This is a genomic window from Methanobrevibacter smithii ATCC 35061 (assembly GCF_000016525.1).
Classification (GTDB): Archaea; Methanobacteriota; Methanobacteria; order Methanobacteriales; family Methanobacteriaceae; genus Methanocatella; species Methanocatella smithii.
This window is the reverse complement of record NC_009515.1, coordinates 705,762-729,157: the sequence shown is the minus strand read 5'-3', so window position 1 is coordinate 729,157 and position 23,396 is coordinate 705,762. Positions and strand designations below refer to the sequence as shown.

General features: G+C 32.8%; 38 protein-coding genes. 36 read left to right on the top strand and 2 right to left on the bottom strand.

Translation table 11 applies throughout. The annotated features are described in order from the left end of the window. Position 1 precedes the first annotated feature (1 nt). The 3 genes from MSM_RS03840 to MSM_RS03830 all read left to right on the top strand — a co-directional run bounded on the left by MSM_RS03840 (position 2) and on the right by MSM_RS03830 (position 2,095). The gene (locus MSM_RS03840) at positions 2 to 523 is read left to right on the top strand and encodes a FumA C-terminus/TtdB family hydratase beta subunit (RefSeq protein WP_004035464.1); all 522 of its coding nucleotides are present in this window, start codon (positions 2 to 4) and stop codon (positions 521 to 523) included. A 90-nt stretch (positions 524 to 613) separates the two neighbouring features. Next, the gene (locus MSM_RS03835) at positions 614 to 940 is read left to right on the top strand and encodes a hypothetical protein (protein WP_004033187.1); all 327 of its coding nucleotides are present in this window, start codon (positions 614 to 616) and stop codon (positions 938 to 940) included. Beyond that, a complete protein-coding gene (locus MSM_RS03830; protein ID WP_004033189.1) occupies positions 941 to 2,095 on the top strand; it encodes a TIGR03576 family pyridoxal phosphate-dependent enzyme in 1,155 nt (384 codons plus the stop codon). It abuts the gene before it with no gap. Here the strand turns inward: MSM_RS03830 and MSM_RS03825 are convergent. Continuing rightward, positions 2,085 to 3,002, bottom strand: a complete 918-nt coding sequence (locus tag MSM_RS03825) for a biotin--[acetyl-CoA-carboxylase] ligase (RefSeq protein ID WP_004033191.1) — start codon at positions 3,000 to 3,002, stop codon at positions 2,085 to 2,087. The two genes, MSM_RS03830 and MSM_RS03825, sit on opposite strands and share 11 nt — an antisense overlap. Before the next feature lie 16 nt (positions 3,003 to 3,018). Continuing rightward, positions 3,019 to 4,512, bottom strand: a complete 1,494-nt coding sequence (locus tag MSM_RS03820) for an acetyl-CoA carboxylase biotin carboxylase subunit (protein ID WP_011954079.1) — start codon at positions 4,510 to 4,512, stop codon at positions 3,019 to 3,021. A 70-nt stretch (positions 4,513 to 4,582) separates the two neighbouring features. On the opposite strand from MSM_RS03820, the gene MSM_RS03815 reads away from it, so the two are divergent. From MSM_RS03815 to MSM_RS03655, 33 genes are all read left to right on the top strand, one after another. Then, positions 4,583 to 5,197 (top strand): METTL5 family protein, encoded by a 615-nt coding sequence (locus tag MSM_RS03815; protein WP_011954078.1) that lies wholly within the window; start codon positions 4,583 to 4,585, stop codon positions 5,195 to 5,197. A 218-nt stretch (positions 5,198 to 5,415) separates the two neighbouring features. Then, the gene (locus MSM_RS03810; protein ID WP_011954077.1) at positions 5,416 to 6,243 is read left to right on the top strand and encodes a putative RNA uridine N3 methyltransferase; all 828 of its coding nucleotides are present in this window, start codon (positions 5,416 to 5,418) and stop codon (positions 6,241 to 6,243) included. A gap of 337 nt (positions 6,244 to 6,580) precedes the next feature. Further along, positions 6,581 to 7,591, top strand: coding sequence for a 50S ribosomal protein L3 (gene rpl3p / locus MSM_RS03805; RefSeq protein ID WP_004033201.1), 1,011 nt, complete (start codon positions 6,581 to 6,583; stop codon positions 7,589 to 7,591). Positions 7,592 to 7,593: 2 nt separating this feature from the next. Then, complete coding sequence (gene rpl4p, locus MSM_RS03800) at positions 7,594 to 8,358, top strand: 50S ribosomal protein L4 (protein WP_004033203.1); 765 nt, start codon at positions 7,594 to 7,596, stop codon at positions 8,356 to 8,358. A 24-nt stretch (positions 8,359 to 8,382) separates the two neighbouring features. After that, positions 8,383 to 8,643 (top strand): 50S ribosomal protein L23, encoded by a 261-nt coding sequence (locus MSM_RS03795; protein ID WP_004033205.1) that lies wholly within the window; start codon positions 8,383 to 8,385, stop codon positions 8,641 to 8,643. 12 nt (positions 8,644 to 8,655) lie between these two features. Beyond that, positions 8,656 to 9,381 (top strand): 50S ribosomal protein L2, encoded by a 726-nt coding sequence (locus MSM_RS03790; protein WP_004033206.1) that lies wholly within the window; start codon positions 8,656 to 8,658, stop codon positions 9,379 to 9,381. Between the two features lie 15 nt (positions 9,382 to 9,396). Beyond that, positions 9,397 to 9,807, top strand: coding sequence for a 30S ribosomal protein S19 (gene rpsS, locus MSM_RS03785; RefSeq protein WP_004033209.1), 411 nt, complete (start codon positions 9,397 to 9,399; stop codon positions 9,805 to 9,807). A gap of 12 nt (positions 9,808 to 9,819) precedes the next feature. Continuing rightward, positions 9,820 to 10,284, top strand: a complete 465-nt coding sequence (locus MSM_RS03780) for a 50S ribosomal protein L22 (protein WP_004033210.1) — start codon at positions 9,820 to 9,822, stop codon at positions 10,282 to 10,284. Beyond that, complete coding sequence (locus tag MSM_RS03775; RefSeq protein ID WP_004033213.1) at positions 10,284 to 11,036, top strand: 30S ribosomal protein S3; 753 nt, start codon at positions 10,284 to 10,286, stop codon at positions 11,034 to 11,036. The genes MSM_RS03780 and MSM_RS03775 overlap by 1 nt, the downstream gene beginning before the upstream one ends. Before the next feature lie 38 nt (positions 11,037 to 11,074). Then, positions 11,075 to 11,281, top strand: coding sequence for a 50S ribosomal protein L29 (gene rpmC / locus MSM_RS03770; RefSeq protein ID WP_004033214.1), 207 nt, complete (start codon positions 11,075 to 11,077; stop codon positions 11,279 to 11,281). Then, positions 11,282 to 11,623, top strand: a complete 342-nt coding sequence (yciH, locus tag MSM_RS03765; protein WP_011954076.1) for a stress response translation initiation inhibitor YciH — start codon at positions 11,282 to 11,284, stop codon at positions 11,621 to 11,623. It abuts the gene before it with no gap. Positions 11,624 to 11,696: 73 nt separating this feature from the next. After that, a complete protein-coding gene (rnp1, locus tag MSM_RS03760) occupies positions 11,697 to 11,975 on the top strand; it encodes a ribonuclease P protein component 1 (protein WP_004033218.1) in 279 nt (92 codons plus the stop codon). Between the two features lie 13 nt (positions 11,976 to 11,988). Then, positions 11,989 to 12,306, top strand: coding sequence for a 30S ribosomal protein S17 (locus tag MSM_RS03755; protein ID WP_004033219.1), 318 nt, complete (start codon positions 11,989 to 11,991; stop codon positions 12,304 to 12,306). Between the two features lie 5 nt (positions 12,307 to 12,311). Beyond that, a complete protein-coding gene (locus MSM_RS03750) occupies positions 12,312 to 12,710 on the top strand; it encodes a 50S ribosomal protein L14 (RefSeq protein WP_004033220.1) in 399 nt (132 codons plus the stop codon). Between the two features lie 8 nt (positions 12,711 to 12,718). After that, complete coding sequence (gene rplX / locus MSM_RS03745) at positions 12,719 to 13,072, top strand: 50S ribosomal protein L24 (RefSeq protein ID WP_004033221.1); 354 nt, start codon at positions 12,719 to 12,721, stop codon at positions 13,070 to 13,072. Position 13,073: 1 nt separating this feature from the next. Next, the gene (locus tag MSM_RS03740) at positions 13,074 to 13,802 is read left to right on the top strand and encodes a 30S ribosomal protein S4e (protein ID WP_004033222.1); all 729 of its coding nucleotides are present in this window, start codon (positions 13,074 to 13,076) and stop codon (positions 13,800 to 13,802) included. Then, positions 13,799 to 14,311 carry a 50S ribosomal protein L5 gene (locus MSM_RS03735; protein ID WP_004033223.1) on the top strand — a complete coding sequence of 171 codons (513 nt, stop codon included), beginning with the start codon at positions 13,799 to 13,801 and terminating at the stop codon, positions 14,309 to 14,311. The genes MSM_RS03740 and MSM_RS03735 overlap by 4 nt, the downstream gene beginning before the upstream one ends. A 16-nt stretch (positions 14,312 to 14,327) precedes the next feature. Then, positions 14,328 to 14,471 (top strand): 30S ribosomal protein S14, encoded by a 144-nt coding sequence (locus MSM_RS03730; protein WP_004033224.1) that lies wholly within the window; start codon positions 14,328 to 14,330, stop codon positions 14,469 to 14,471. A gap of 12 nt (positions 14,472 to 14,483) precedes the next feature. Further along, positions 14,484 to 14,876, top strand: coding sequence for a 30S ribosomal protein S8 (locus MSM_RS03725; RefSeq protein WP_004033225.1), 393 nt, complete (start codon positions 14,484 to 14,486; stop codon positions 14,874 to 14,876). A gap of 8 nt (positions 14,877 to 14,884) precedes the next feature. Further along, entirely contained in the window at positions 14,885 to 15,421 is a 537-nt protein-coding gene (locus MSM_RS03720; RefSeq protein WP_004033227.1) for a 50S ribosomal protein L6, read from the top strand. A gap of 15 nt (positions 15,422 to 15,436) precedes the next feature. Beyond that, on the top strand, positions 15,437 to 15,766 hold the full coding sequence (locus MSM_RS03715) for a 50S ribosomal protein L32e (RefSeq protein WP_004033229.1): 330 nt from the start codon (positions 15,437 to 15,439) through the stop codon (positions 15,764 to 15,766). Between the two features lie 126 nt (positions 15,767 to 15,892). After that, on the top strand, positions 15,893 to 16,339 hold the full coding sequence (locus MSM_RS03710; RefSeq protein ID WP_004033231.1) for a 50S ribosomal protein L19e: 447 nt from the start codon (positions 15,893 to 15,895) through the stop codon (positions 16,337 to 16,339). Between the two features lie 11 nt (positions 16,340 to 16,350). Beyond that, positions 16,351 to 16,932, top strand: a complete 582-nt coding sequence (locus MSM_RS03705; RefSeq protein ID WP_004033233.1) for a 50S ribosomal protein L18 — start codon at positions 16,351 to 16,353, stop codon at positions 16,930 to 16,932. Positions 16,933 to 16,934: 2 nt separating this feature from the next. Beyond that, complete coding sequence (rpsE, locus tag MSM_RS03700; RefSeq protein ID WP_004033235.1) at positions 16,935 to 17,576, top strand: 30S ribosomal protein S5; 642 nt, start codon at positions 16,935 to 16,937, stop codon at positions 17,574 to 17,576. 13 nt (positions 17,577 to 17,589) lie between these two features. Continuing rightward, on the top strand, positions 17,590 to 18,048 hold the full coding sequence (locus tag MSM_RS03695) for a 50S ribosomal protein L30 (RefSeq protein ID WP_004033237.1): 459 nt from the start codon (positions 17,590 to 17,592) through the stop codon (positions 18,046 to 18,048). Positions 18,049 to 18,057: 9 nt separating this feature from the next. Continuing rightward, positions 18,058 to 18,495, top strand: coding sequence for an uL15m family ribosomal protein (locus tag MSM_RS03690; RefSeq protein ID WP_011954075.1), 438 nt, complete (start codon positions 18,058 to 18,060; stop codon positions 18,493 to 18,495). 37 nt (positions 18,496 to 18,532) lie between these two features. Continuing rightward, positions 18,533 to 19,897: a preprotein translocase subunit SecY gene (secY, locus tag MSM_RS03685; protein ID WP_011954074.1), complete on the top strand. Its 1,365-nt coding sequence runs from the start codon at positions 18,533 to 18,535 to the stop codon at positions 19,895 to 19,897. Positions 19,898 to 19,937: 40 nt separating this feature from the next. After that, positions 19,938 to 20,498 carry an adenylate kinase gene (locus MSM_RS03680; protein WP_004035455.1) on the top strand — a complete coding sequence of 187 codons (561 nt, stop codon included), beginning with the start codon at positions 19,938 to 19,940 and terminating at the stop codon, positions 20,496 to 20,498. A gap of 9 nt (positions 20,499 to 20,507) precedes the next feature. Next, entirely contained in the window at positions 20,508 to 21,083 is a 576-nt protein-coding gene (locus tag MSM_RS03675; protein WP_004033244.1) for a DUF106 domain-containing protein, read from the top strand. A 117-nt stretch (positions 21,084 to 21,200) separates the two neighbouring features. Beyond that, positions 21,201 to 21,467, top strand: coding sequence for a 50S ribosomal protein L34e (locus MSM_RS03670; RefSeq protein ID WP_004033246.1), 267 nt, complete (start codon positions 21,201 to 21,203; stop codon positions 21,465 to 21,467). After that, positions 21,467 to 21,985: a (d)CMP kinase gene (cmk, locus tag MSM_RS03665; protein ID WP_004033247.1), complete on the top strand. Its 519-nt coding sequence runs from the start codon at positions 21,467 to 21,469 to the stop codon at positions 21,983 to 21,985. The genes MSM_RS03670 and cmk overlap by 1 nt, the downstream gene beginning before the upstream one ends. Then, entirely contained in the window at positions 21,985 to 22,206 is a 222-nt protein-coding gene (locus MSM_RS03660) for a 50S ribosomal protein L14e (protein ID WP_004033248.1), read from the top strand. Before cmk ends, MSM_RS03660 begins: the two co-directional genes overlap by 1 nt. 78 nt (positions 22,207 to 22,284) lie before the next feature. Next, positions 22,285 to 23,247, top strand: a complete 963-nt coding sequence (locus tag MSM_RS03655; RefSeq protein ID WP_011954073.1) for an RNA-guided pseudouridylation complex pseudouridine synthase subunit Cbf5 — start codon at positions 22,285 to 22,287, stop codon at positions 23,245 to 23,247. Positions 23,248 to 23,396: the final 149 nt, after the last annotated feature.

The following is a 23,396-nucleotide window of genomic DNA, read 5'->3' as shown; positions in this document are numbered from 1 at the left end:
AATGGAAAAAAATATTAAAGTGCCGGTTAAAAACGAAGATTTAACTGACTTAAAAATTGGAGATGTAATTACATTAACTGGAAATATTATCACTGCAAGAGACCAAGCACATAAAAGAATTCTGGAACAGGGTGCTCCGTTGGATATTGAAGGTGCAGCAATATTTCATGCAGGACCAATTATATCTGAAGATGAAAACGGATATAAAATGGTAGCTGTAGGTCCAACCACTTCCATGAGAATGAATCCTTATCAAAGTGATGTTATTGATATGGGGCCTAAAATAGTAATAGGTAAGGGAGGAATGGATGATACAGTAAGGAAAGCTTTAGTTAAAAACAATGCATTGTATGTTGTAGCTACTGGTGGATGTGCAGCACTTTATGTTGATGCAGTTGAAGAAATTGAAAGTGTTGACTGGCTGGATTTAGGAATGCCGGAAGCTATGTGGAATTTGAAAGTTAAAGATTTTGGACCGCTTATAGTAGCTATGGATAGTGAAGGCAACAGTTTATATGACTGATTTTTAAATCAAATAAGAATGCTTATATAATATGTGAATTTTAACTATAATTTAGATTATATATAAATAAAGTTTCAGGATGTGTTATAAATGCCAGATATAAATGAACTTGCTGAAAAAAAATTGAAATCAAGAGTAAGAAAAATCAAAAAAGTAAATAAAAGTGATGAAGAAAAAGAAAAGTTTTTTGTACAGTTAGGAGCTTCTGTAGAAATATTTTTCCCTAACAAAAAACCTGAAGAATTAAGTGACAGCTTAATTTTGTGGACAACACCTGAAGGTAAAATTACTGATGCGGAATATTCCTATGAGGAACCTGAAAACGAACAGTTTGTTCAAATGCCAGTACCTGAAAAAGATTTAAAAGCATTTGTTGAAGCTTTCAAAGACTTTACATTAGAATTCGACTCTGATTAGATGATAGTTAACAATTCTTTAGATGAAGTTAAAAAAAGAGAAAATGCTTTATCTATTATAAAAAACATCATTGAAACTAAAGGTCGTAATGAATTATATGATTTAACAGGTTTATCTGGAGGATTTATTGCTTCATCATCCCAATTAAGCTTACTTGAAACTTATGTCGGACCGGCTATTTTTGAGGATGAAATTCAGGAAGTTGGAAAAAAACATTTAGGTGGAGAAAAAATTCTTCCACTTAACAGAACTTCTTCAGGTATATTGGCCACTATTCTTTCATTAGTTGATGAAGGTTCCAATGTAGTTCACTACCTTGCCCAATTGCCGGCTCATCCGTCTATTCCAAGAAGTTGTGAATTAGTTAAAGCTAATTATTTTGAAACTGATGATTTTGATAAATTTGAAATACCTGAAAATACTTCTTTAGTTGTTGTAACAGGCTCAACAATGGACCATAAAGTAATTGATGAAGATATTTTCAAAAAAGTCATTGAAATGGCTCACGAACAAAATATTCCGGTCATGGTCGATGATGCATCAGGAGCCAGACTTAGAACTGTTGTATTTAACCAGAAAAAAGCCTGTGATTTAGGTGCAGATATTACAATTACAAGTACTGATAAATTAATGCCAGGTCCTAGAGGAGGATTGATGGCTGGTCGTAAAGATTTAGTTGATAAAATTAAAGTTAAAGCTAACCAGTTTGGTCTTGAAGCACAACCGCCAGCTATTTTAGCTATGGTTAATGGTATTAAAAATTTCAATGGTGAAAATTTAATTAGAGGATTTTCAAGAAAAGAAGAGCTGTTTAAATTATTAAATAAGAATTTTAATGCTTTTAGTGAAACTCCGACAGGGGTCATGATTTCATCTCATGATTTAGCTAATGAAATCAAAGTTTCACATAATTTATCTGATGATGATTTGGCATTTATTTTTGCATTTATATTATTAAAAGAGCATGGAATTATTACAATTCCCCCAGTTTCAATGCCTGGTGCATCTACAACAATAAGATTTGATTTGTCTACAAAAGATGCATTTAATTTAGATTTAAATGATTTAAATAAAAAAATAGAATCTTCATTTAATAAGCTACAGGAAGTAGTTACAAATGAAGATAAATGCAGGGAGATTGTATTTACTTCTTAATTATACATTCTCCAGATATTACTTTTTCTAAAGTTCCGTCAATTTTTTCCACAACTAATGATCCGTCTCTGCTGATGCCTAAAACATAACCGTCATAAGGTTTGCTAAATGGTTCATGCACTTCTACGATTTTTCCGATGGTATAGGAGTTTTTTCTCCATTCTTTTAAGATAGTTTCGTATTCTTCATTTATGAACTGTTCGCTGATTTTTTCAAATTCTTCTAAGAATAACCTAATTAGAAGGTTTTCATCAACTTTTTCACCTATTTCCTCATTTAATGTTGTCATGTTTTCCTGCAATTCCTGAGGGAAGTTTTCAGTATTTATGTTTGCATCAATTCCAACACCAATGATGACACTTTCAATAGTGTTAAAGCTGGTTATAGCTTCGGTTAGTATTCCGCACACTTTTTTATCCTGAATTAAAATGTCATTAGGCCATTTTATTTCAGCATTTTCAATGCCTATTCTTTTTAATGTATTTTCAACAGCTACACCAGTTGCAAGGGTAATTAATGGGATTTTTGAGTGGGTTACATTTGGATTCAATATAATTGACAACCAAACACCACCAAGAGGAGATTCCCAATTTTTACCTGATCGTCCTCTAGCTTTTGTTTGCTTTTCAGAAATTACAACTGCCCCGTTTCCAACGCCGTTCATTGATAAAAATTTAGCTATTGTGTTTGTGGACATTACTTCATTAAATATATACATATCTTTACCAATGTATTTGGTATTTAGATTTTTTGAGATTTTGTCCCTTTTAATATACTTAGTTTCTTCTTTTCCAAGTTCTCTAACTAAATCGGAAAAATCACTAATTTCAATATTGCTTAATTCATCAATAGTTTTTTCAGATAATTTTCCCTCTTTTTTTAATAGCTTTACTATTTCATTTTGCATTTGTAAATCCCCAAATTTATTTTTTATTCATTTGTTGGTTTTTAGCAGTATTTAAGTAAGATCCAACAGCAGCAGAAATTGCAGCTATTTTTTTACTTGGCATGAAAGTGGATTTCATTTTATTTACATTTTCCAAATCTTCTGCAATTACATTAACCATTTCACTTTCAATACCGTTTTTGTATTGGTCAATAAAGTGAGTGTTTAAGTCACCGCTGATAAAGTTAGGATTTCTTAAGATAGCTTTATGGAATGGAATTGTAGTTTTAACTCCTAAAATAATGTATTCGCTTAATGCTCTTTTCATTCTGGCTATGGAGTCGTCTCTGGTTCTTCCCCAGGTTACTAATTTTGAAATCATTGAATCATAGAAAGTAGGAATGGTATAATTCATATAAACTCCACTGTCTAAACGTACACCAGGTCCTCCAGGAGACCTGTAACCGGTAATTTTACCAGGGTTAGGTGCAAAGTCATTTAACGGGTCTTCTGCATTAATACGACATTCTATTGCATGACCTGATACTTGTATGTCCTTTTGTTCGTAACTGAGTTCATCACCATTAGCTATTTTTATTTGTTCTTTAATCAAATCAGTATTGGTAACAAGTTCTGTAATTGGGTGTTCTACCTGAATACGTGTGTTCATTTCAAGGAAGTAATATTGGCCGTTGTCGTACAGGAATTCAACAGTACCTGCACTGGTATAGCCGATATATTCTGCAGCTTTTACTGCACTTGCTCCCATTTCAGCCCTAAGCTCTTCAGTCATAATTGGAGAAGGAGCTTCTTCAAGTAACTTTTGATGTCTTCTTTGGATGGAACATTCCCTGTCTGCTACATGAATAACATTTCCATGTTCATCAGCCAATAACTGAAATTCGATGTGTCTAGGTTTTTCAAGGTATTTTTCAATAAATACAGTTGAGTCTCCAAAGTTTGTAGAAGCAACAGACTGGGTAGATTCAATTGCACGTACTAATTCATCTTCTTCATAAACAGCACGCATACCAATTCCCCCACCACCTGCAGAAGCTTTTACAATTACAGGATATCCAATTTGTCTGGCTATTTCTTTAGCTTCCTCAATGTCACTAACTCCTTCAGGAGTACCTTCAATAACAGGAACTCCAGCTTTTTTCATAAGAGCTTTTGAAGTTATTTTATCTCCCATTTGATGGATTACATCACCTGTAGGTCCTATAAGTTTAATTCCATTTTTTTCACATGCTTCACCAAATTTAGGGTTTTCAGCTAAAAATCCATATCCTGGGTGAATAGCATCTGATCCGGATTCAAGTGCAATATCTATGATTTTTTCTATATTTAAATAAGACTTGGCTGGAGAAGGGTTACCTAAAGGATAGCTTTCATCAGCATAGTTTGTATAAAGAGATGTTGTATCTGCATCAGAGTATATAGCTACGCTTTGGATATCAAGCTCACGACAGGCACGCATAACTCTTATTGCAATTTCTCCTCTATTTGCAATTAATATCTTTTCAAACATTCGAAACCTCTTTTTAATTTTTATTAATAATATAATTATATAAGAAATAATAATTAAATATGTTGTTTAGATGAAGAAAATTACTAAAAAGAAACATTTGGAAATGGCCATACAAAAGGTTCCAAAGCATCCAAATCCGAAAGTAGACCTGGAACAGTATTCTACACCTGCCATTATTGCAGCAGATTTGCTGTGGAATGCATATTCTTTAGGGGATATCGCAGATAAAAAAGTAATGGATTTAGGCTGCGGAACAGGAATATTTGCAATTGCATCTAAATTATTAGGTGCAGCTTCAGCTATTGGTGTGGATATTGATAAGGATTCAACTGATCTGGCCAGCAGTTATTGCGGGGATGTTAATTTTATATGCAGTGATATTTGTGATTTGGAAAATGACTTTGATGTTGATACTATTTTTCAAAATCCTCCATTCGGATCACAAAAAAATGCAAAAAAAGGTGCTGATTTAAAATTTATCAGTAAGGCTATTGAACTGTCTCCAAAAGTTTTGTATTCATTTCACATGGCGTCAACTGAAGAGTTTTTAATTAGCTATTTTGAAAAAAATGATTTGGAAATTACTCATATTTTCAGATATAATTTTCCTATTCCTAAAATTTATGAATTTCATACAAGGGAATCTGCAAATGTTGAAGTAATAGTAATTCGAGCTTTTCTTTAAATTTTACTTATTTTAAATAGAAAAACAATACCTTTATATACTACATAATCTATATATTATATTAATATATTCCTTATGAGTATAAAAGTTGGTAGCATAATAAGATGGCTACGGATATTATAATTGATATAATATTTATAAAATGTATAAGTCTATTAGTGATAGCTATGTAAATGTAGGGAAATCTTTATATACTTTATTTTACTAATATTAAAATAATGTATAAAGATGAGCTATCTGTATTTATTCCGAATTCTTTTCTGTCTGAATCTAAAGATCTTAAAGTTCGTACTTTTAAAGTGGGAATTTTAGGCAGAGCTTTAGCAGTATTTCAGATTGATAATGTTGTTATTTATAATGATGACTATATTAAAAATGAAAATGGGGAAGAAGATGGAGAATTCATTGCTGAAGTTTTAAATTATATGAACACTCCTCAGTATTTGAGGAAAAGTGCATTTCCTATAAGACCTGAACTTAAGCATGTAGGTATTCTTCCACCACTTAGAGCTCCTCATCATCCAGTAAATAGTCAACCAGACGTGGGCGACTATAGACAGGGATTTACTGTTAAAAGAAATAAGAAAGGAACTTTTGTGGATATAGGTATGGATAAACTTGCATTCTGCAAAGAGCAACTTACTGTTAAGAAAATTTTTAACTTTAAGATTACAAAAATTGCTAAGAAAGAAGTAATAGTCACACCTGATAAACCAGATGACATTTACTGGGGATATAATGTAATATCTTCTAATAAGAGTCTTAAAAATAGCTTAAAATTAATTAAACCAGATTTTATTGTTGAAACTACAAGATATGGGGATTATATTGATTCTATTTTTGATGAATTAAAACTTAAAGTAGATGAATTTAAAAATATTGCTATTTTGTTTGGTGGCCCATATTCTTCAATTCCGGAAGATGTTTCTAGTGGTAATTGGGAACATATTAAATTAAATACTGTACCTAACCAAGGAACTGAAACTGTCAGAACTGAAGAGGCAGTTGTCGCTACACTTTCTTTATTCAACATTTTGAGATTTTAATTCTCTTTATATATTATTAGTTTTTATACATGGCTAATAGATAATTTGCTCAACTTTTTATACATTGATGTTTTTAGGACTCTCCTAAAAATTACTTAGCGCAGAATAGTTTATACATTAAACGAGCGCTTAATTATGTTTCAATTAATTTCGCTCAAAAGAATATATTAAACTTTAATGTTTATTTAACTGTGATATTATTGCGGTTATTTATTACTCGGATAATATTATACTTGGTGTAATATTGTCCAAATCTGAAAATAGCTATTTATAGCTATTGTTTAAAAATTTGAATATAATAAAATAAAGGAAAATATTAGTTAAGGAGGTAAAATAAATGGTAAGACATCACCAGCCAAGAAAAGGGTCTGTTGCTTTTAGTCCAAGGAAAAGAGCAGCTAAAGAAACCCCTAGGATAAAATCTTGGCCACAAAATGACGAACCAAAATTACTCGGCCTCGCAGGTTATAAAGTCGGTATGACTCACGCTTTAGTGACTGATTCTGACAAAAACTCTCCAACTAATGGTATGGATGTTTTCACTCCAGTAACCGTATTGGAAGTACCTCCAGTCGTAGTAATGGGAATTAGAGCATACGAAAAAACTTCTCGTGGATTAAAAGTGATCACCGAAGTACTTGCAGATAATTTAGATGAAGAACTCTCAAGGAAAATTTCTCTTCCTAAAGAATACAATAAATCTGAAGCTATTGCAAAAATACAAGGTGTATTAGACAAAACTGAAGATATTAAAGTTTTAGTCCATACTAATCCAAAAGTAACTAGCGTACCTAAGAAAAAACCAGACATATTTGAATGTGGTATTGGAGGAGCAAATCCTGAAGAAAAATTAAATACTGCATTAGAATTATTAGGTAATGAAGTAAAAGCTAGTGACATCTTAAACGAAGGTCAATTTGTAGATGCAATTGCAACTACTAAAGGAAAAGGATTCCAAGGTGTAGTTAAAAGATGGGGAATCAGAATTCAATATGGTAAAGCTGTAAGAGCAGGTAAAGGAAGACACGTAGGTTCTATTGGACCTTGGACTCCATCAAGAACCATGTGGACCGTAGCACAAGCAGGTCAAATGGGATACCATAAAAGAACTGAGTTCAATAAAAAAATCTTAAAAATCGCATCTGCTGATGAAGTTGATCAAATTAATCCGGACGGTGGATTTGTAAAATATGGTCTTGTTAAAAACGACTATGTTTTAGTAAAAGGTTCATTACCAGGTCCATCTAAAAGATTGGTTATTTTAAGACAACCTATTAGGCCTAATAACAAATCTGAGGACATGCCTCAAATAAACTACATAAGTACAAAATCTAAACAAGGGGTCTAATCATGAAAGCAAATGTTTATTCAATGGAAGGGGAAGTTAAAGAAGAAATTGAACTTCCAGCTATTTTTAATGAAGAATACAGGCCTGATTTAATAAAAAGGGCTGTTATTTCAGCACAAACCGCTAGAGTACAACCATGGGGTAATGACCCTGAAGCAGGTAAAAGAACTTCTGCAAAAGGTTGGGGATCTGGTAGAGGTACAGCTAGAGTACCTAGGATCAAAAACGGTTCCAAAGCAGCATTCGTACCAATGGCTGTTGGTGGTAGACGTGCACATCCTACAAGAGCTGAAAAAAATCATCACGAAAAAATCAACATAAAAGAAAGAAGATTTGCAATCAGGTCTGCTGTAGCAGCTACTGCAAATAAAGAACTTGTTGAAAACAGAGGTCACAGATTAGGAGACCTTGAACAAGTACCTATTATTGTTGAAGATGATATTTGTTCTGTAAAAACTACTAAACAAACTCGTGAAATTTTCCAAAACTTAGGAGTTTACGACGACATTACCCGTGCTAAAGAAGGTAAAAGAATAAGAGCGGGTAGGGGTAAAACTAGAGGAAGAAAATACAAAAAAGTAAAAGGACCTCTTTTAGTAGTCGGTGAAGATAACGGTATCAAATTAGGTGCAAGAAACCATGCTGGTGTAGATGTAGTAACTGTTGAAAACTTAAATGCAGAATTATTAGCACCAGGTACTCACCCAGGAAGACTCACTATTTTCACTAAATCAGCTGTTGAAAAATTAGGAGGTTTATTCCAATAATTTTGGATAAATAAGGTGATTATTATGGATTCATACTCAATTATTATTAAACCTCATGTTACTGAAAAAACCATGAATTTAATCGATAAAAACAATGAGATTACTTTTGTTGTAAAACGTGACGCTAACAAAGGTCAAATTAAAAGGGCTTTTGAAGAGTTATACGAAGAAAAAGTAGCTAGAGTAACTACTCATATCACTCCTCGTGGTAATAAAGTAGCATTTATTAAACTTGTTGAAGAAGAAATGGCAGAAGAACTTGCTGTCAAAATAGGAGTATTCTAAGGAGGAATTATAATGGGAAAACGATTAATAATTCAAAGAAGAGGAAGAGGAACTCCTGCTCACCGTGTTGCTTCTCATCGTTTTAAAGATAAAATCAGATACAGATCTTACGATGCATTAGAAAAAGAAGGTAGTATTAAAGGAATCGTTACTGATATTGTACATGACCCAGCAAGAACTGCTCCAATTGCAGAAGTGAAATTTGAAAATGGTGAAAAGAAATTTATCTTAGCACCTGAAAGCATTCAAATCGATGATGAAATTGAATGTGGTATTTCTGCTCCTATTAAATTTGGTAATACTTTACCTCTTGCTGAAATTCCAGAAGGAACTCCTATTTATGATATTGAAAATACTCCTGGAGACGGAGGTCGTTTTGTAAGATCATCTGGAACTTATGCTTCTTTAATTACTCATGATGCTAATCAATCTGTTGTAGAATTACCATCTGGTGAATTAAAATACCTCAACCCAAGATGCCGTGCAAGTATCGGTGTTGTAGCTGGAGGAGGAAGAAAAGAAAAACCATTCCTTAAAGCTGGTAACAGATGGCATGCTTACAAAGCTAAAGGTAAGAAGTTCATGACCGTAAGAGGAGTAGCTATGAACGCTGTTGATCACCCTCACGGGGGAGGTAACAGGCAACATCCTGGTCGTCCAACTACTGTTTCAAGACATGCACCACCAGGAAGAAAAGTTGGTTCAATTGCAGCTAAAAGAACAGGATTAAAAAGATAGATAGAGGGTGTTTCATTGGCAAGAAAAATATTTAAATATAAAGGTTATACTCTTGAAGAATTACAAGACATGTCTTTAGAGGAAGTAATGGAATTATTCCCTGCAAGACAAAGAAGGTCTTTAAAAAGAGGATTTTTACCAAGACAACAAATTGTTTTGGATAAAATGAGAAAGTTAAATAAAGAAGGCAGCAAAGATGGCAGGCCTGTTGTAATCAGGACCCATTGTAGAGATATGATTGTTTTACCTGAAATGGTCGGAACAACTTTCGGAATTTACAATGGTCAAAACTTTGTTGAAGTTACAATCGAACCGGAAATGATCGGTTGTTACTTTGGTGAATTTGCACCAACAAGACAAAAAGTTCAACATGGAGACCCAGGTATGGGAGCTACAAGATCATCTATGTTTGTACCACTTAAATAGGGAGATTAGATCATGGCTAATAAATATGCTTATAATAAAGAAACTAATGAAGCAAAAACTGCACGTGCTATGGCAAAATCTCTTAAGATTTCTCCAAAACACTGTGTTGAAATTTGCAATGCAATAAGAGGAATGGAAGTAACTAAAGCTAAAAATTATTTGGAAGATGTTATTGATATGAAAAAATCTGTTCCTTTCAAAAGACACAACAGACAAGTTGGTCACAGAAAAGGACAAGAAGGATGGGCAGCAGGTAGATACCCTGTAAAAGCAGCAGAACAAGTATTAAAAGTTTTAGAAAATGCTGAAGCTAATGCTGAATACAAAGGTATGGACACTGAAAACTTATTCATTGAACATATCTCCAGTCACAGAGGAGTTGTACTTCCTGGAGTTATTCCAAGAGCATTCGGTAGGATGACCCCATTCAACACTCCAACTACTCATATCCAAATAGTATTACAGGAGGCTAACTAATGATAGAAAAAGATTTCGTCACTGAGGGCCTTAAAAGAACCAGAATTGATGAATACTTAGAAAAAGAACTTGAAAGAGCAGGATACGGTGGTATGGATGTTCAAATTACACCTTTAGGTACTATGGTTGTTGTTTATGCAGAAAGGCCTGGTATGGTAATTGGTAGAGGTGGAAAAAACGTAAGGGCTATTACCAACACTCTTAAAAATGACTTCGGTTTAGACAATCCTCAAATTGAAGTTAAAGAAGTAAGTGTTCCTGAACTCAACCCAAAAATCATGGCTTATAAAATAGCTAACATGTTACAAAGAGGTATGCATTTCAGAAGAGTTGCTTACTCTACCATTCGTAGAATCATGGGCGCTGGAGCTCAAGGTGTAGAAGTTACTATTTCTGGTAAAATCAGAGGTTCAAGATCTGCTGTAGCTAAATTTGTTGAAGGTTACATCAAAAAATGTGGTGAACCATCAATCAGATTAGTTGAAGAAGGATTTGCTACAGTTCAATTAAAACCAGGTGTACTTGGTATATATGTAAGAATCATGCCTCCAGAAACTGTATTACCTGATTCAGTTGAGATTCTTCCTCCAAAAATGGAAATTATTGAAGACGATGAAGTAGTTGAAGTTGAAGAACTTGACGACAGCGAAGAAATCGTGGAAGAAGAAATTGTGGAAGAAGTAGAAGACCTCGATGAATTAGAAGAGATTGTTGAAGAGGAATCTGCTGAAGAAGCAAAAGAGGATAGTTAAATTATTAAAAATTTAATTATTTCAAAAGAGTTGGAACAATGGCGATTTTAAGAAGTAAAGAAATTTGGGACATGGAAGTTGATGAGATTCAAGATAAATTAGTTGAACTCAGAGCTGAATTATCCAAAAATGTTTCTAAAAGTGCAGCTGCTGGGGTAATTGAAAACCCAGGAAAAATTAGAGAATTGAAAAGAACAATTGCTCGTGTTCTTACAATATTGAATGAAAAACAGAAGGAGAATTAAATGTCAAAAATCTGTGATGTCTGTGGGCTTCCGGAAGAACTTTGTGTGTGTGAAGAAATTGCACGTGAAGTTCAAACTGTTAAAGTATTTACAGTAAGGAGAAGATTCGGAAAACTCATGACTATTATCGAAGGTATAGATGAACACGATATTGATATTAAAGAACTTACAAAAACTCTCAAGGCAAAATGTGCTTGTGGAGGTACTTCTAAAAACGGTCAAATAGAACTTCAAGGGGGTCATAAAGTAAGAGTCAAAGAAGTTTTATCTGACATGGGTTTTTCATCAGATACAATAGAAATTCGTGAATCTAAAAAAAATAATAAAAAAAGAAGAAGGTAATTCATCTCTTCGATACATTTCAATAAAAATTTTATAATTTTTTGCTGATTACAGTTTTTTAAGAGATGCAAATATGATTACGGTAAATAATTTAGTCCATCATGAGTTTATAGGATTAAGTGTAAGTGTTACTAGTGTATCTAACGAGTCTCTTAGATTAAAAGGAACTGTTATTGATGAGACAAAGAATACCATTAAAATTGAAGTTGACGATAATGTTGAAAAAATAATTCCAAAAAAGGGTTCAATATTTGTATTCGAACTTCCAACTGGAGAGAAAGTTGAAATTAATGGTAATATTTTGTCAATTCGTCCTGAAGATAGAATAAAAAAAAGATTTAAAAAAATATAAATACGGTGATAATATGGTTGGGCTTAATGTTCAAGAACCAGAAACTACATGCGATGATCCTAACTGCCCATTTCATGGAACTTTACCTTTAAGAGGTCAAGTTCTTGAAGGAATTGTAGTGAGTAACAAAGCAGAAAGGACCATTAGTGTCGAACGTAGTTACTATAAATTCATAAAAAAATATGAAAGATATGAAAAAAGGAAATCCAAAATTAACGTTCACAAACCAGATTGTTTAAGTGTGAATGTTGGAGATTCTGTAAAAGTTGCAGAATGCAGACCATTAAGTAAAACTAAACATTTTGTTTTAGTTGAAGTAAAAGGAGAGTAATTGTTATGAAAGCATTAACATCAAATGTATCTAAAGCATTACCAATTGGAGCTACTCTCCAATGTGTGGACAATACTGGTGCACGTGAAATCCAAATTATATCTGTAAAAGGTTTCAAAGGTGTAAGAAGGAGATTAGATGTTGCTGGTGTTGGAGATTTAGTTGTTGCTTCTGTTAAAAAAGGAACTGCTGACATGAGAAGAGAAGTTGTAAACGCTGTTGTAATCAGACAAAAAAAGGAATACATGCGTGCTGACGGACTTCGTGTTAAATTTGAAGATAATGCAGCAGTTATCATCACTCCGGAAGGAATCTTAAAAGGATCTGAAGTAAGAGGTCCTGTTGCTAAAGAAGCAGCTGACAGATGGCCTAGTGTAGGTAGTGCAGCAAGTATTTTAGTATAGGTGAAAAAATGTCAAAACAACCAAGAAAACAAAGAAAAGCTCTTTACAATGCTCCTGCTCATGCACGTGGAAAACACATGAGCGCTACTTTAAGTAAAGACTTAAGAGCAGATATTGGTAAAAGGTCTTTACCTATTAGGAAAGGAGACAAAGTTCAAGTTCTCCGTGGAGATTTTAAAGGACATGAAGGTGCAGTTTTAGGTGTGGACTATGGTTCATACAAAATAACTATTGAAGAAGTAACTTTATCAAAACCTGACGGAACTGCAGTTTTCCTTCCAGTAGATCCATCTAACGTAATGATTATTGATGCAGATATGGATGACGATAGAAGAATTAAAAATGTAACAGGAGACAATTAAAATGGCTAAAATGGGATCTAGAAAACATTTAAAAACATACAAAGCACCAAAAACTTGGCCTATTCATCCTAAAGAAGATACCTGGACTGTCAAACCTTCAGCAGGTTCACATTCTATTGAGAATTCTTTATCTTTAACTTTAGTTATTAGAGATATTTTAAAATTAGCTGATAATTCTAGGGAAGCTAAAAGAATCATCAACTCAGGTAATGTTCTTGTAGATGGAAGAGTAATTAAAGATTATAAATTCCCAGTTGGTTTCATGGATATTATTGAAATCCCAAAAACTGGTGAAGTTTATAGAGTGCTTTTAGATAAAAAAGGAAGATTACAATTAAATAAAATTGAAGAAAACGATTCTAAATTATGTAAAATAGTTAATAAATCTACTATTAAAGGTGGAAAAATCCAAGTAAACCTTCATGATGGTAAAAACGTAATTATTGATGAAAATGATTACAATGTAGGAGATGTTATTGACTTAAAAGTACCTGATCACGAAATCAATGAAGTTTTCGAATTAAAAGAAGGTGCTTGTGTACTCATTACTGGTGGTAAACACACTGGTGAATTAGGTACAGTTTCTGAAATTATTGTAAACGAATCTTCTAATCCGAACACTATTATTATTGAAAATAGTGCTAAAGATGAATTTTTAACTTTAAAAGATTATGCATTTGTAGTTGGTGAAGATGCACCAGCAATATCTTTATTGGAGGTTAATAAATGAACCCAATGAACGAAGTACAAATTTCTAAAGCTACTGTCAGCATTGGTGTCGGTGAAGCAGGTGAAAAATTATCCCGTGCTATTACCCTTTTAGAACAAATGTTCGATCAAACTCCAGTTAAAACATTTTCTAAAGTTACCAACCCTGAATTTGGTATTAGAAAACGTCAACCAATCGCATGTAAATTAACTTTACGTGGGGAAAAAGCTGATAAAGCTATTGAAATGGTTTTAGAAGGAATTAATAAAAATATCAAACCTACTCAATTTGATGCTCAAGGAAATCTTTCCTTCGGTATTAAAGAACATATTGATATTCCAGGTATGAAATATAATCCTGATATTGGTATTTTTGGTATGAATGTATCTGTTACTTTTGAAAAACCAGGTTACAGGATTGCTAAAAGAAGAATCCAACAAAAGAAAGTTCCAGCAAAACATAGAATTTCTAAAGAAGAAACTATGAAATACATGGAAGATAATTTTAATGTCAATTACGTGACTGAATAAATGTTAAGGTGATATTTTGCCAAGAAAATATGGAAAAGCTGCAAAAAAATGTACTCGTTGTGGAGACCACTCTGCTATGATTAGCAGGTACGGTCTTAGCTTATGCAGACAATGTTTTAGGGAAATAGCTCCTAAAATAGGTTTTAAAAAATATAATTAGAGGTGTTTTAATATGAGTCTCATGGATCCACTTGCTGATGCTTTAACTAATATTAGAAATAACGAATTACAAGTAAAAGACTCTTGTGTTATTTCACCTGCATCCAAATTAATTGGAGAAGTTTTAAGCACAATGCAAAAAGAAAATTACATTGGTAATTTTGAATATATTGATGATAACAGAGCAGGTCAATTCAAAGTAGAATTAGAAGGTAACATTAACAAGTGTGGTGTTATCAAACCTCGTCACGCTGTTAAAAAAGATGAATTTGAGAAATTTGAAAAAAGATATTTGCCAGCAAAAAACTTTGGTATTTTAATCGTTACAACTCCTGAAGGAATTATGACTCATTATGAGGCAAAAGAAAGAGGAATTGGCGGACGTTTGTTGGCTTACATGTATTAGGTGATAAAATGGTAGTAGCTGCAGCTATAAGGGAAGAAATTGAAATCCCTGAAGGCGTTGAAGTTATAATTAATAATAATGAGGTCACTGTAAAAGGACCTAATGGAGAAGACTCCAGAAAATTTACATATCCTAACGTGGATATTACTGAAGTTGAAAACAATGTTGTTTTAGAAACTTCATTCCCAAGAAAAAAAGATAAAGCAATGATTGGAACCACAAAAGCTCACATTAGTAATATGATTACTGGTGTTACTGACGGTTTTGAATATCATATGAAAATCGTATTTGCTCACTTTCCAATGACTGTGAAAGTAAACAAAGACGTTGTAGTAATTGACAATTTCCTCGGGGAAAGACATCCAAGAACTGCTAAAGTAGTAGGTAGTGCTAAAGTAGTAGTTAAAGGTGATGAGGTAACAATTACTGGTATCAATAAGGAACATGTTGGTCAAACCATGGCTAACTTGGAACAAGCAACTAAAATTAAAGGAAGAGATCCTAGAGTATTCCAAGATGGAATATATTTAATTAGCAAAGAATAGGGAATTGGTGATTAAATGGCTAATAAAAGATTTAAAAGACAAGAATATGCTCGTTATAAAAAACTTGGAATCAAATGGAGACGTCCTAGGGGTAAAACCAGTAAAATGAGAAGATACGAAGCAGGAAAACCTGATATGCCTGCTATCGGTTATAGAACTCCTAGAGCTGTTAGGGACTTACATCCTTCAGGTTATAATGATGTTCTTGTTCATAATATGGCGGAATTAGAAGACTTAAACCCAGCTACTGACGCTGCAAGAATAAGCGCTTCTATCGGTAAAAGGAAAAAAGACTTGATGTTAGAAAAAGCATCAGAATTAGGTATTAAAGTTTTAAATAAATAAATATTATATTCACATTTATTCAAGTTGAATCAATTCCGGGTTTTTTGAATTGATTTTTCTGATTTAAAGGGAATTTAGATTTTTATCTAAATTTATCAGCTATGCTGAAAATGGAGGATTATATATATGAATCTTACAACTCAAAAAAGATTAGCTGCTAGTATACTTAAAGTAGGACTCAATCGTGTATGGATTGATCCTGAAAGAATGGAAGAAGTATCCATGGCAATTACTAGGGAAGGTGTAAAGCAGTTAATAAATAATGGAGCTATTAAAGCTAAACCTCAAAAAGGTATTAGTAGCTACAGGTCTAAAAAATTAGCAGAACAAAAGAAAAAAGGAAAAAGGAAAGGTAGAGGTAGTGTAAAAGGAGCTAAAAAAGCTCGTAATCCTAAAAAACAAGAATGGATGACTACAATTAGAGCTTTAAGAAAAGACCTTAAAGAAATGCGTGATGCAAACGAAATTGATGCTACTACATACCGTAAATTATATAAAATGGCTAAGGGTGGTGCTTTCAGAAGTAAATCTTACATGAAAACATATGCTCGTGACCATGATTTAATTAAATAGGAGGAATAAACGTGGCTCAAGGATCAAATTATAAAGTACCATTTAGAAGGAGAAGAGAAGGAAAAACTGATTACGCAGCTAGGATGAAATTAGTCGATTATGACAAATCTCGTTTAGTTGTAAGACTTTCTAATGCTCATGCAACTGTTCAAGTTATTGATTATGCTCCTGAAGGAGATATTACCTTAGCATCTGCAGTAAGTAAACAATTAGCTAATTACGGTTACTTAGGTGGGGCAAGTAATACTTCTGCAGTATATTTAACTGGTTACCTTTGTGCTAAAAGAGCATTAGCTAAAGGTGTTGACTCTGCAATTTTAGACATTGGTTTAAAATCTGCTATTAAAGGATCTAAAGTATTTGCAGCTCTTAAAGGTGCTGTAGATGCAGGTTTAGATATCCCTTATGGTGAAGCTGTTTTACCAGATGAATCCCGTATTAATGGAGAACATGTAGCAAACTATGCTGAGTCTTTAGATGATGATGAAATTGCAAAATTATTCTCAAAGTATTTAGAAAGAGGTCTTCAACCAGCAGATTTACCTAAAAACTTTGAAGAAACCAAAAAGAATATCGATGAGGCAGAGGAATAACTATGAGTTTTAATATAGATGAATGGGAACCTAAAACTAAAATGGGTAAATTAGTTAAAGAAGGAACCATTACAGATATTGATGAAATCTTTGAAAAAGGTCTTCCTATAATGGAATTAGAAATTGTAGATGCTTTAGTTCCAGATTTAGAAGAAGAAGTAATGGATGTTAACTTAGTTCAAAGAATGCACAAATCTGGTAGGAAAGTTAACTTCAGAGTAATTGTTGCTGTAGGTAACAAAAACGGTTATGTTGGATTAGGTCAAGGAAAAGCTAAAGAGGTAGGTCCAGCTATCAGAAAAGCTGTTGACAATGCTAAATACAACCTTATTAAAGTAAGAAGAGGTTGTGGAGATTGGGGTTGTGTTTGTGGTAAAGAACACACTGTACCTTTCAAAGTACAAGGTAAAGCAAGTAGTGTAAGTGTTTCCCTTATGCCTGCACCTGCTGGAGTAGGTTTAGTAGTTGGAGACGTCGGTAAAACTATCTTAAATCTTGCTGGTATTAAAGATGTATGGTCTCAATCTTTCGGTCAAACCCAAACTACTGTAAACTTTGCTAATGCTATATTCGATGCTTTAAAAACTTTAAGTGCTGTTAAAGCTAGTGAAGCTGACCTTAAGAAAATGGGAGTTAAATATTAGACGGTGATTAAATATGTTTTTAGTTATAAGAGTTAGAGGAACTACTGGTGTTATTAAAAACATCGCTGATACTTTAGACATGTTAAGACTTAACAGAATTAGCCATGCAGTTTTAGTTGAAGATACTCCAAGTTACAACGGTATGCTTCAAAAAGCTAAGGATTACATCACTTGGGGTGAAATTGATGCAGATCTTTTAGCTGAAATTATTGCTAAAAGAGGTAAATTCACTGGTAACAACAAAGTTACTGATGAATATGTAGCTGAAAATTCCGATTACAAAAATATTGATGAATTAGCTAAAGCTGTAATTGCTGGCGAAGTTAAATTAATGGACTTAGATATTAAACCTGTATTCCGTTTACACCCTCCAAGAAAAGGATACGAAGACATCCGTCTTTCTGTTAAAGAAGGAGGATCCTTAGGTTACAGGGGAGAAAATATTAAAGATCTTGCAGAAAGAATGCTTTAGGTGTATAAGATGATTAGATCAAAACGTAAAATTAATAAACTCAGAGGTTCTAGATCCAACGGTGGAGGCTGTACCAAAAAACGTAGAGGTGCAGGTAACAAAGGTGGTAGAGGTAATGCAGGAGCTTCCAAACAACATTGGACTTGGACTGCAAAATTTGACCCAGACCATTATGGTAAACATGGATTCAAAAGACCTCAAAAAATGATTAAAAAAGTAAATCCAGTTAATTTAAGTTACTTGGAAGAACAAGCTGATAATTTAATTGAAAGCGGTAAAGCATCTAAAGATGGAGATTCCATTGTTATTGATGTTACTGAATTAGGTTATGATAAAGTTTTAGCTAAAGGTAAAATAACTAAATCTTTCATTATTTCAGCACCTCAATTTTCTGCTTCAGCTATTGAAAAAATTGAAGAAATGGGAGGAGAAGCTATCGAATTATAGTTTCTTTTTTTCTTTTCTTTTTTATTAGAGGAATAAAATGTCATCATTAAAAGTTTTAGAGCCATTATTTAGGTTTTTACCAGAAGTAAAATCTCCTGTTCATCATGAAGATTTTAATGAAAAACTTAAATGGACTGCTCTTATTTTGGTATTATACTTTATATTAACTGAAATACCATTATATGGTTTGAGTTCTGCAGCAGTGGACCAGTTTGCTCAGTTAAGAGCAGTTATGGCGGGAAGTTTCGGTTCAATTTTAACATTAGGAATTGGACCTATTGTAACTGCTTCAATTGTATTGCAATTATTAGTTGGTTCCAAGTTGTTAGATTTGGATTTGTCTTCTCCTGAGGATAAGTCACAGTATCAGGCCACACAAAAAATATTATCCATCGTCTTCACAATGTTTGAAGCTGGTGTATTGGTATTGACAGGTAGTTTAGTACCAATTGATAATTCATATCTTGGTGTATTATTCCTTCAACTTGTTATTGGAGCAATATTGATAATTTATCTTGATGAAGTTATATCCAAATGGGGATTTGGTAGTGGTATTGGTTTATTTATTGCAGCTGGTGTTTGTGAAGCCATTATTGTAGGTACATTCAGTTTCATACCTGGACCTGGCGGTGTTTATGGTGGAGCAATTCCTGCATTTATCCAATCCTTCTGGTCAAGTTCTATTGACTTTTCAGTATTAATTCCATTAATTGCAACAGCAGCTGTATTCTTTGTTGTTGTATATGGTGAATCTATGAGAGTGGAAATTCCTATTTCTCATGGTTCAGTAAGGGGACATGGAAGAATTAGAGGTTCTGTTGGTAAATATCCATTAAAATTTGTATATGCAAGTAACATGCCTGTTATTTTAACCAGTGCATTGCTTGTAAACGTTTCACTTCTTGCAAGTGTCTTCCAAAAAATTGGTTTCCCAATTTTGGGTGAAATTGTTAACGGTAAGGCTGTAAGCGGTATTGCATTATATTTATCTACACCGAATGATGTTAGTTTATTGGTAACTGATCCTGTTCGTGTAATTGTCTATGCATTTTTCTTCTTACTTTGTGCAGTTTTATTCTCATATCTTTGGGTTGAAATTAGTGGATTAAATGCTAAGAAAATTTCAGAACAACTTTACAAGTCTGGTATTCAGATACCAGGTTTCAGAAGCAGTAAACGTCAATTATATAAAATATTGAAAAAATACATTCCGGCACTTACCATTATAAGTGGTCTTTATGTTGGTATAATTGCATTTTGTGCAGACTTAACTGGAGCATTAGGTGGAGGTACTGGTGTATTGCTTACTGTTGGTATTATACATAAAATATATGAGGAAATGGCTGAAGAACAACTCATGTCAGCAAATCCAGTACTTAGGAAATTTTTAGGAGGAGAATAATTATTCTTCTTCATTAATCTTTTTAAAATGGGGGATTAAATTGAAATTGGTAGTATTAACAGGTATTCCAGGTTCTGGAAGTACCACTTTGCTTAATAAAGCACTTGAAGAAGTAGATTATGTTCATTTAAATTATGGAGATATAATGACTGAAATCGCAATTGAAGAAAAAATTGTTGATGATAGGGATGCTTTAAGAAAATTATCTCCAGATGTTCAAAAAGAAATTCAAGAAAAAGCAGCAAAAAGAATTAAAGAAAGATCTGAAAGTGAAAATGTTATTGTAGATACTCATTGTACTATTAATACTCCATCCGGATTTTTACCAGGTCTTCCAATTTGGGTTTTAAATGAATTGCAACCTAATCTTTTTGTTATGATTGAAGCTAATCCTGATGAAATTATTTACAGAAGATTAAATGATGATACTCGTTCTAGAGATATTGAAAGAGCAAAAGATATTCAATTACATCAAGAAATGAACAGGGCAGCATCTATGGCTTATGCTACATTAACTGGTGCTACTGTAAAAATTATTGAAAATCACGATAATCATTTACCTTCTACAGTTTCAAAATTAGTGGATGTTTTAAATAAATAGAGGAATTTCATGATTGACATATTTAACATGGTATTTGAGGCACTAAATGCAATATTCAGTCCGTTGCTTGCTTTAGATCCAAATCCTCAAAATCCAGCATTGACTGTTTTAGTTATTGCATTCATTGTTTCATTAATAACTACAATAGCTAATAAATTATTAGTTGACCAAGACGAAATGAATGAAATACAACAGAAAATGAAAGACTACCAAAAAGAAGTTAGGGAAGCTCAAAAATCTGGTGATGGAAAGAAATTAGCTAAACTTCAAGCTCAACAAGCTGAAATTATGCAAAATCAAAGTAAGATGATGACTAATTCTTTCAAACCGATGATTGTTACTTTTATCCCAATTATTTTAATATTCTTTTGGATGAGAGCTTCTCCAATTAGTGGTTTAGTTATCTCTATGCCACCGGGTGCATTTTATGTATCATTAGCTCCGATTTGGCATTTTATTGGTAGTTTTATGTATGGAGGACATTCTGTCGGATATAATATTGGATGGTTATTCTGGTATTTCATATGTACCTTTGGTATGAGTCAAATATTAAGGAAATTTTTAGGTTTCAAACAAGGATTTTAATTAATCCTTAACCTATGTATTTATTAATAATGAAAACAATATAGTATAATATTCTATTTTGAATACGCTATTACACAATTATTAAATTTATTATTTAAAATTAATTTAGGTGATTAAATGCCTGCAAACAGATATAGGTCAAGATCATATAAAAGAGTTTATAAAAACACTCCTGGCGGAGAAAATGTTTTAAGATACAAAAAGAAAAAACCATCTAAGCATGTTTGTGCTGAATGTGGTAAATTATTACATGGAGTTCCACGTGGACGTCCATATGAAATTAATAAATTAGCAAAATCCCATAAAAGACCTAACCGTCCATATGGTGGGTATTTATGCTCAAGCTGTGCTCGTAAACATTTCAAAAACGAGGCTAGAAAATAATGATAATTACTGTTGGTGGACTGGCTGGAACTGGAACCACAACAACTGCAGAGCTGTTGTCTGAGAAATTAGGTATTCCTTTTGTTTCTTCAGGCTCTATTTTTAGGGCTATGGCTGAAGAAAAAGGCATGTCTGTTCTTGAATTCAGTGAGTTTGCTGAAAGTAATGATAATATCGATAAAGAAATTGATAAAAGACAAGCTGAACTTGCTAAATCTTCAGAGAATTTAATATTGGAAGGAAGACTATCAGCTTATTTTGTTGAAGCTGATTTAAAACTTTGGTTAATGGCACCTCTTGATGTTCGTGCTCAAAGGATTAGTCAAAGAGAATCTAAATCTGTTGATGTGGCTAAAGAAGAAATTAAAATTCGTGAAGAAAGTGAAGCTTTAAGATATTTAGATATTCATAACATAGATATTAGTAATTTAGATATTTATGACTTAATGATTAATACTGACAGTTTTGACCCTGAAAGTATAACAAAAATTATTCTAACAACATTAAAGGTGATATAATGGCAGCAATTGAAGTAGGAAGAGTTTGTGTTAAAACCGCTGGTAGAGAAGCTGGCGAAAAATGTGCAATCGTAGAAATCATCGACGAAAACTTCGTTGAAGTAATCGGTGAATCTGTTAAAAATAGAAGATGTAACATTGCTCATTTAGAACCAACTGCAGATTCTGTAGATGTTTCTGGTGATGCTGACTCTATTAAAGCAGCTTTAGCTGATTTATAAATGGATAATTAATTAAATTATTCATTACTTATTTTTATTTACTTATTTTTTTTATTTATTGATTTTTAGTGATTTTTCATGAAAGACTTTCTTACAAAATCCAAAAGTTTTACAAATCCTGAATATGGATGTGCTCCTGAAGAACGTGAAATTTCAGATTATATTTCTCATGGTGTTATTAATTTAGATAAACCGTCAGGACCAACTTCTCATGAAATTGATTCATGGGTAAAACGTATTTTAAATTTGGAGAAATCAGGACACGGCGGAACTTTGGATCCAAAAGTTACAGGTGTTTTGCCTGTAGGACTTGGAGATGCAACAAGAGCTATTCAACTTCTTTTAACAGCTCCTAAAGAATATGTTTGTGTAATGACTTTTCATCATGAAGTTGATGAGGATAAAATTCGTGAAGTGTTTAATGAGTTTACAGGTAAAATTTTCCAACTTCCTCCGGTTAAATCAGCAGTTAAACGTGAATTAAGATCACGTAATGTTTATTATTCCACTATCTATGAAATTAATGGTAGGGATGTCTTATTTAGAATAGGCTGTGAAGCTGGAACTTACGTTAGAACTTACTGCCATAATATAGGTGAAGCAATTGGTGTTGGTGCACACATGGCAGAGCTTAGAAGAACACAGGTAGGTTCATTTACAGAGGATAACCATTTATCCACTCTTCAGGATGTTACTGATGCATATCATTTCTACAAAGAAGATGGTGACGAGTCATTTTTAAGAAAAGCTATTATGCCGATGGAGCGAGCTGCAGATTACCTGCCAAAAGTAGTTATTAAAGATTCTGCAGTTGATGCAATATGTCACGGTGCCAACTTGGCCAGTGGGGGAATAGCTTATCTGTCTGACAATATTCAAAAAAATTCCATAGTAGCTATTGAAACACTTAAAGGTGAACTGGTTGCTTCAGGTAATTCTTTATTTAGCAGTGATGAGATTTTAGATTTGGAATCAGGATTTGCTGTTAATGTTTCTAAAGTTTTTATGAAAACAGATATTTATCCTAAAATGTGGAAATAAATTATTAAAAACTTTATTTTTTTATTTTTAATTAGATTTACTTTTTTTTGTAAGAAATATATTAATAACTTTCAAATTACTTATATACATTAAATAAGAAAAATAAATGTAATTGAATACATATATTTTGATTATTTGATATTGAGGGA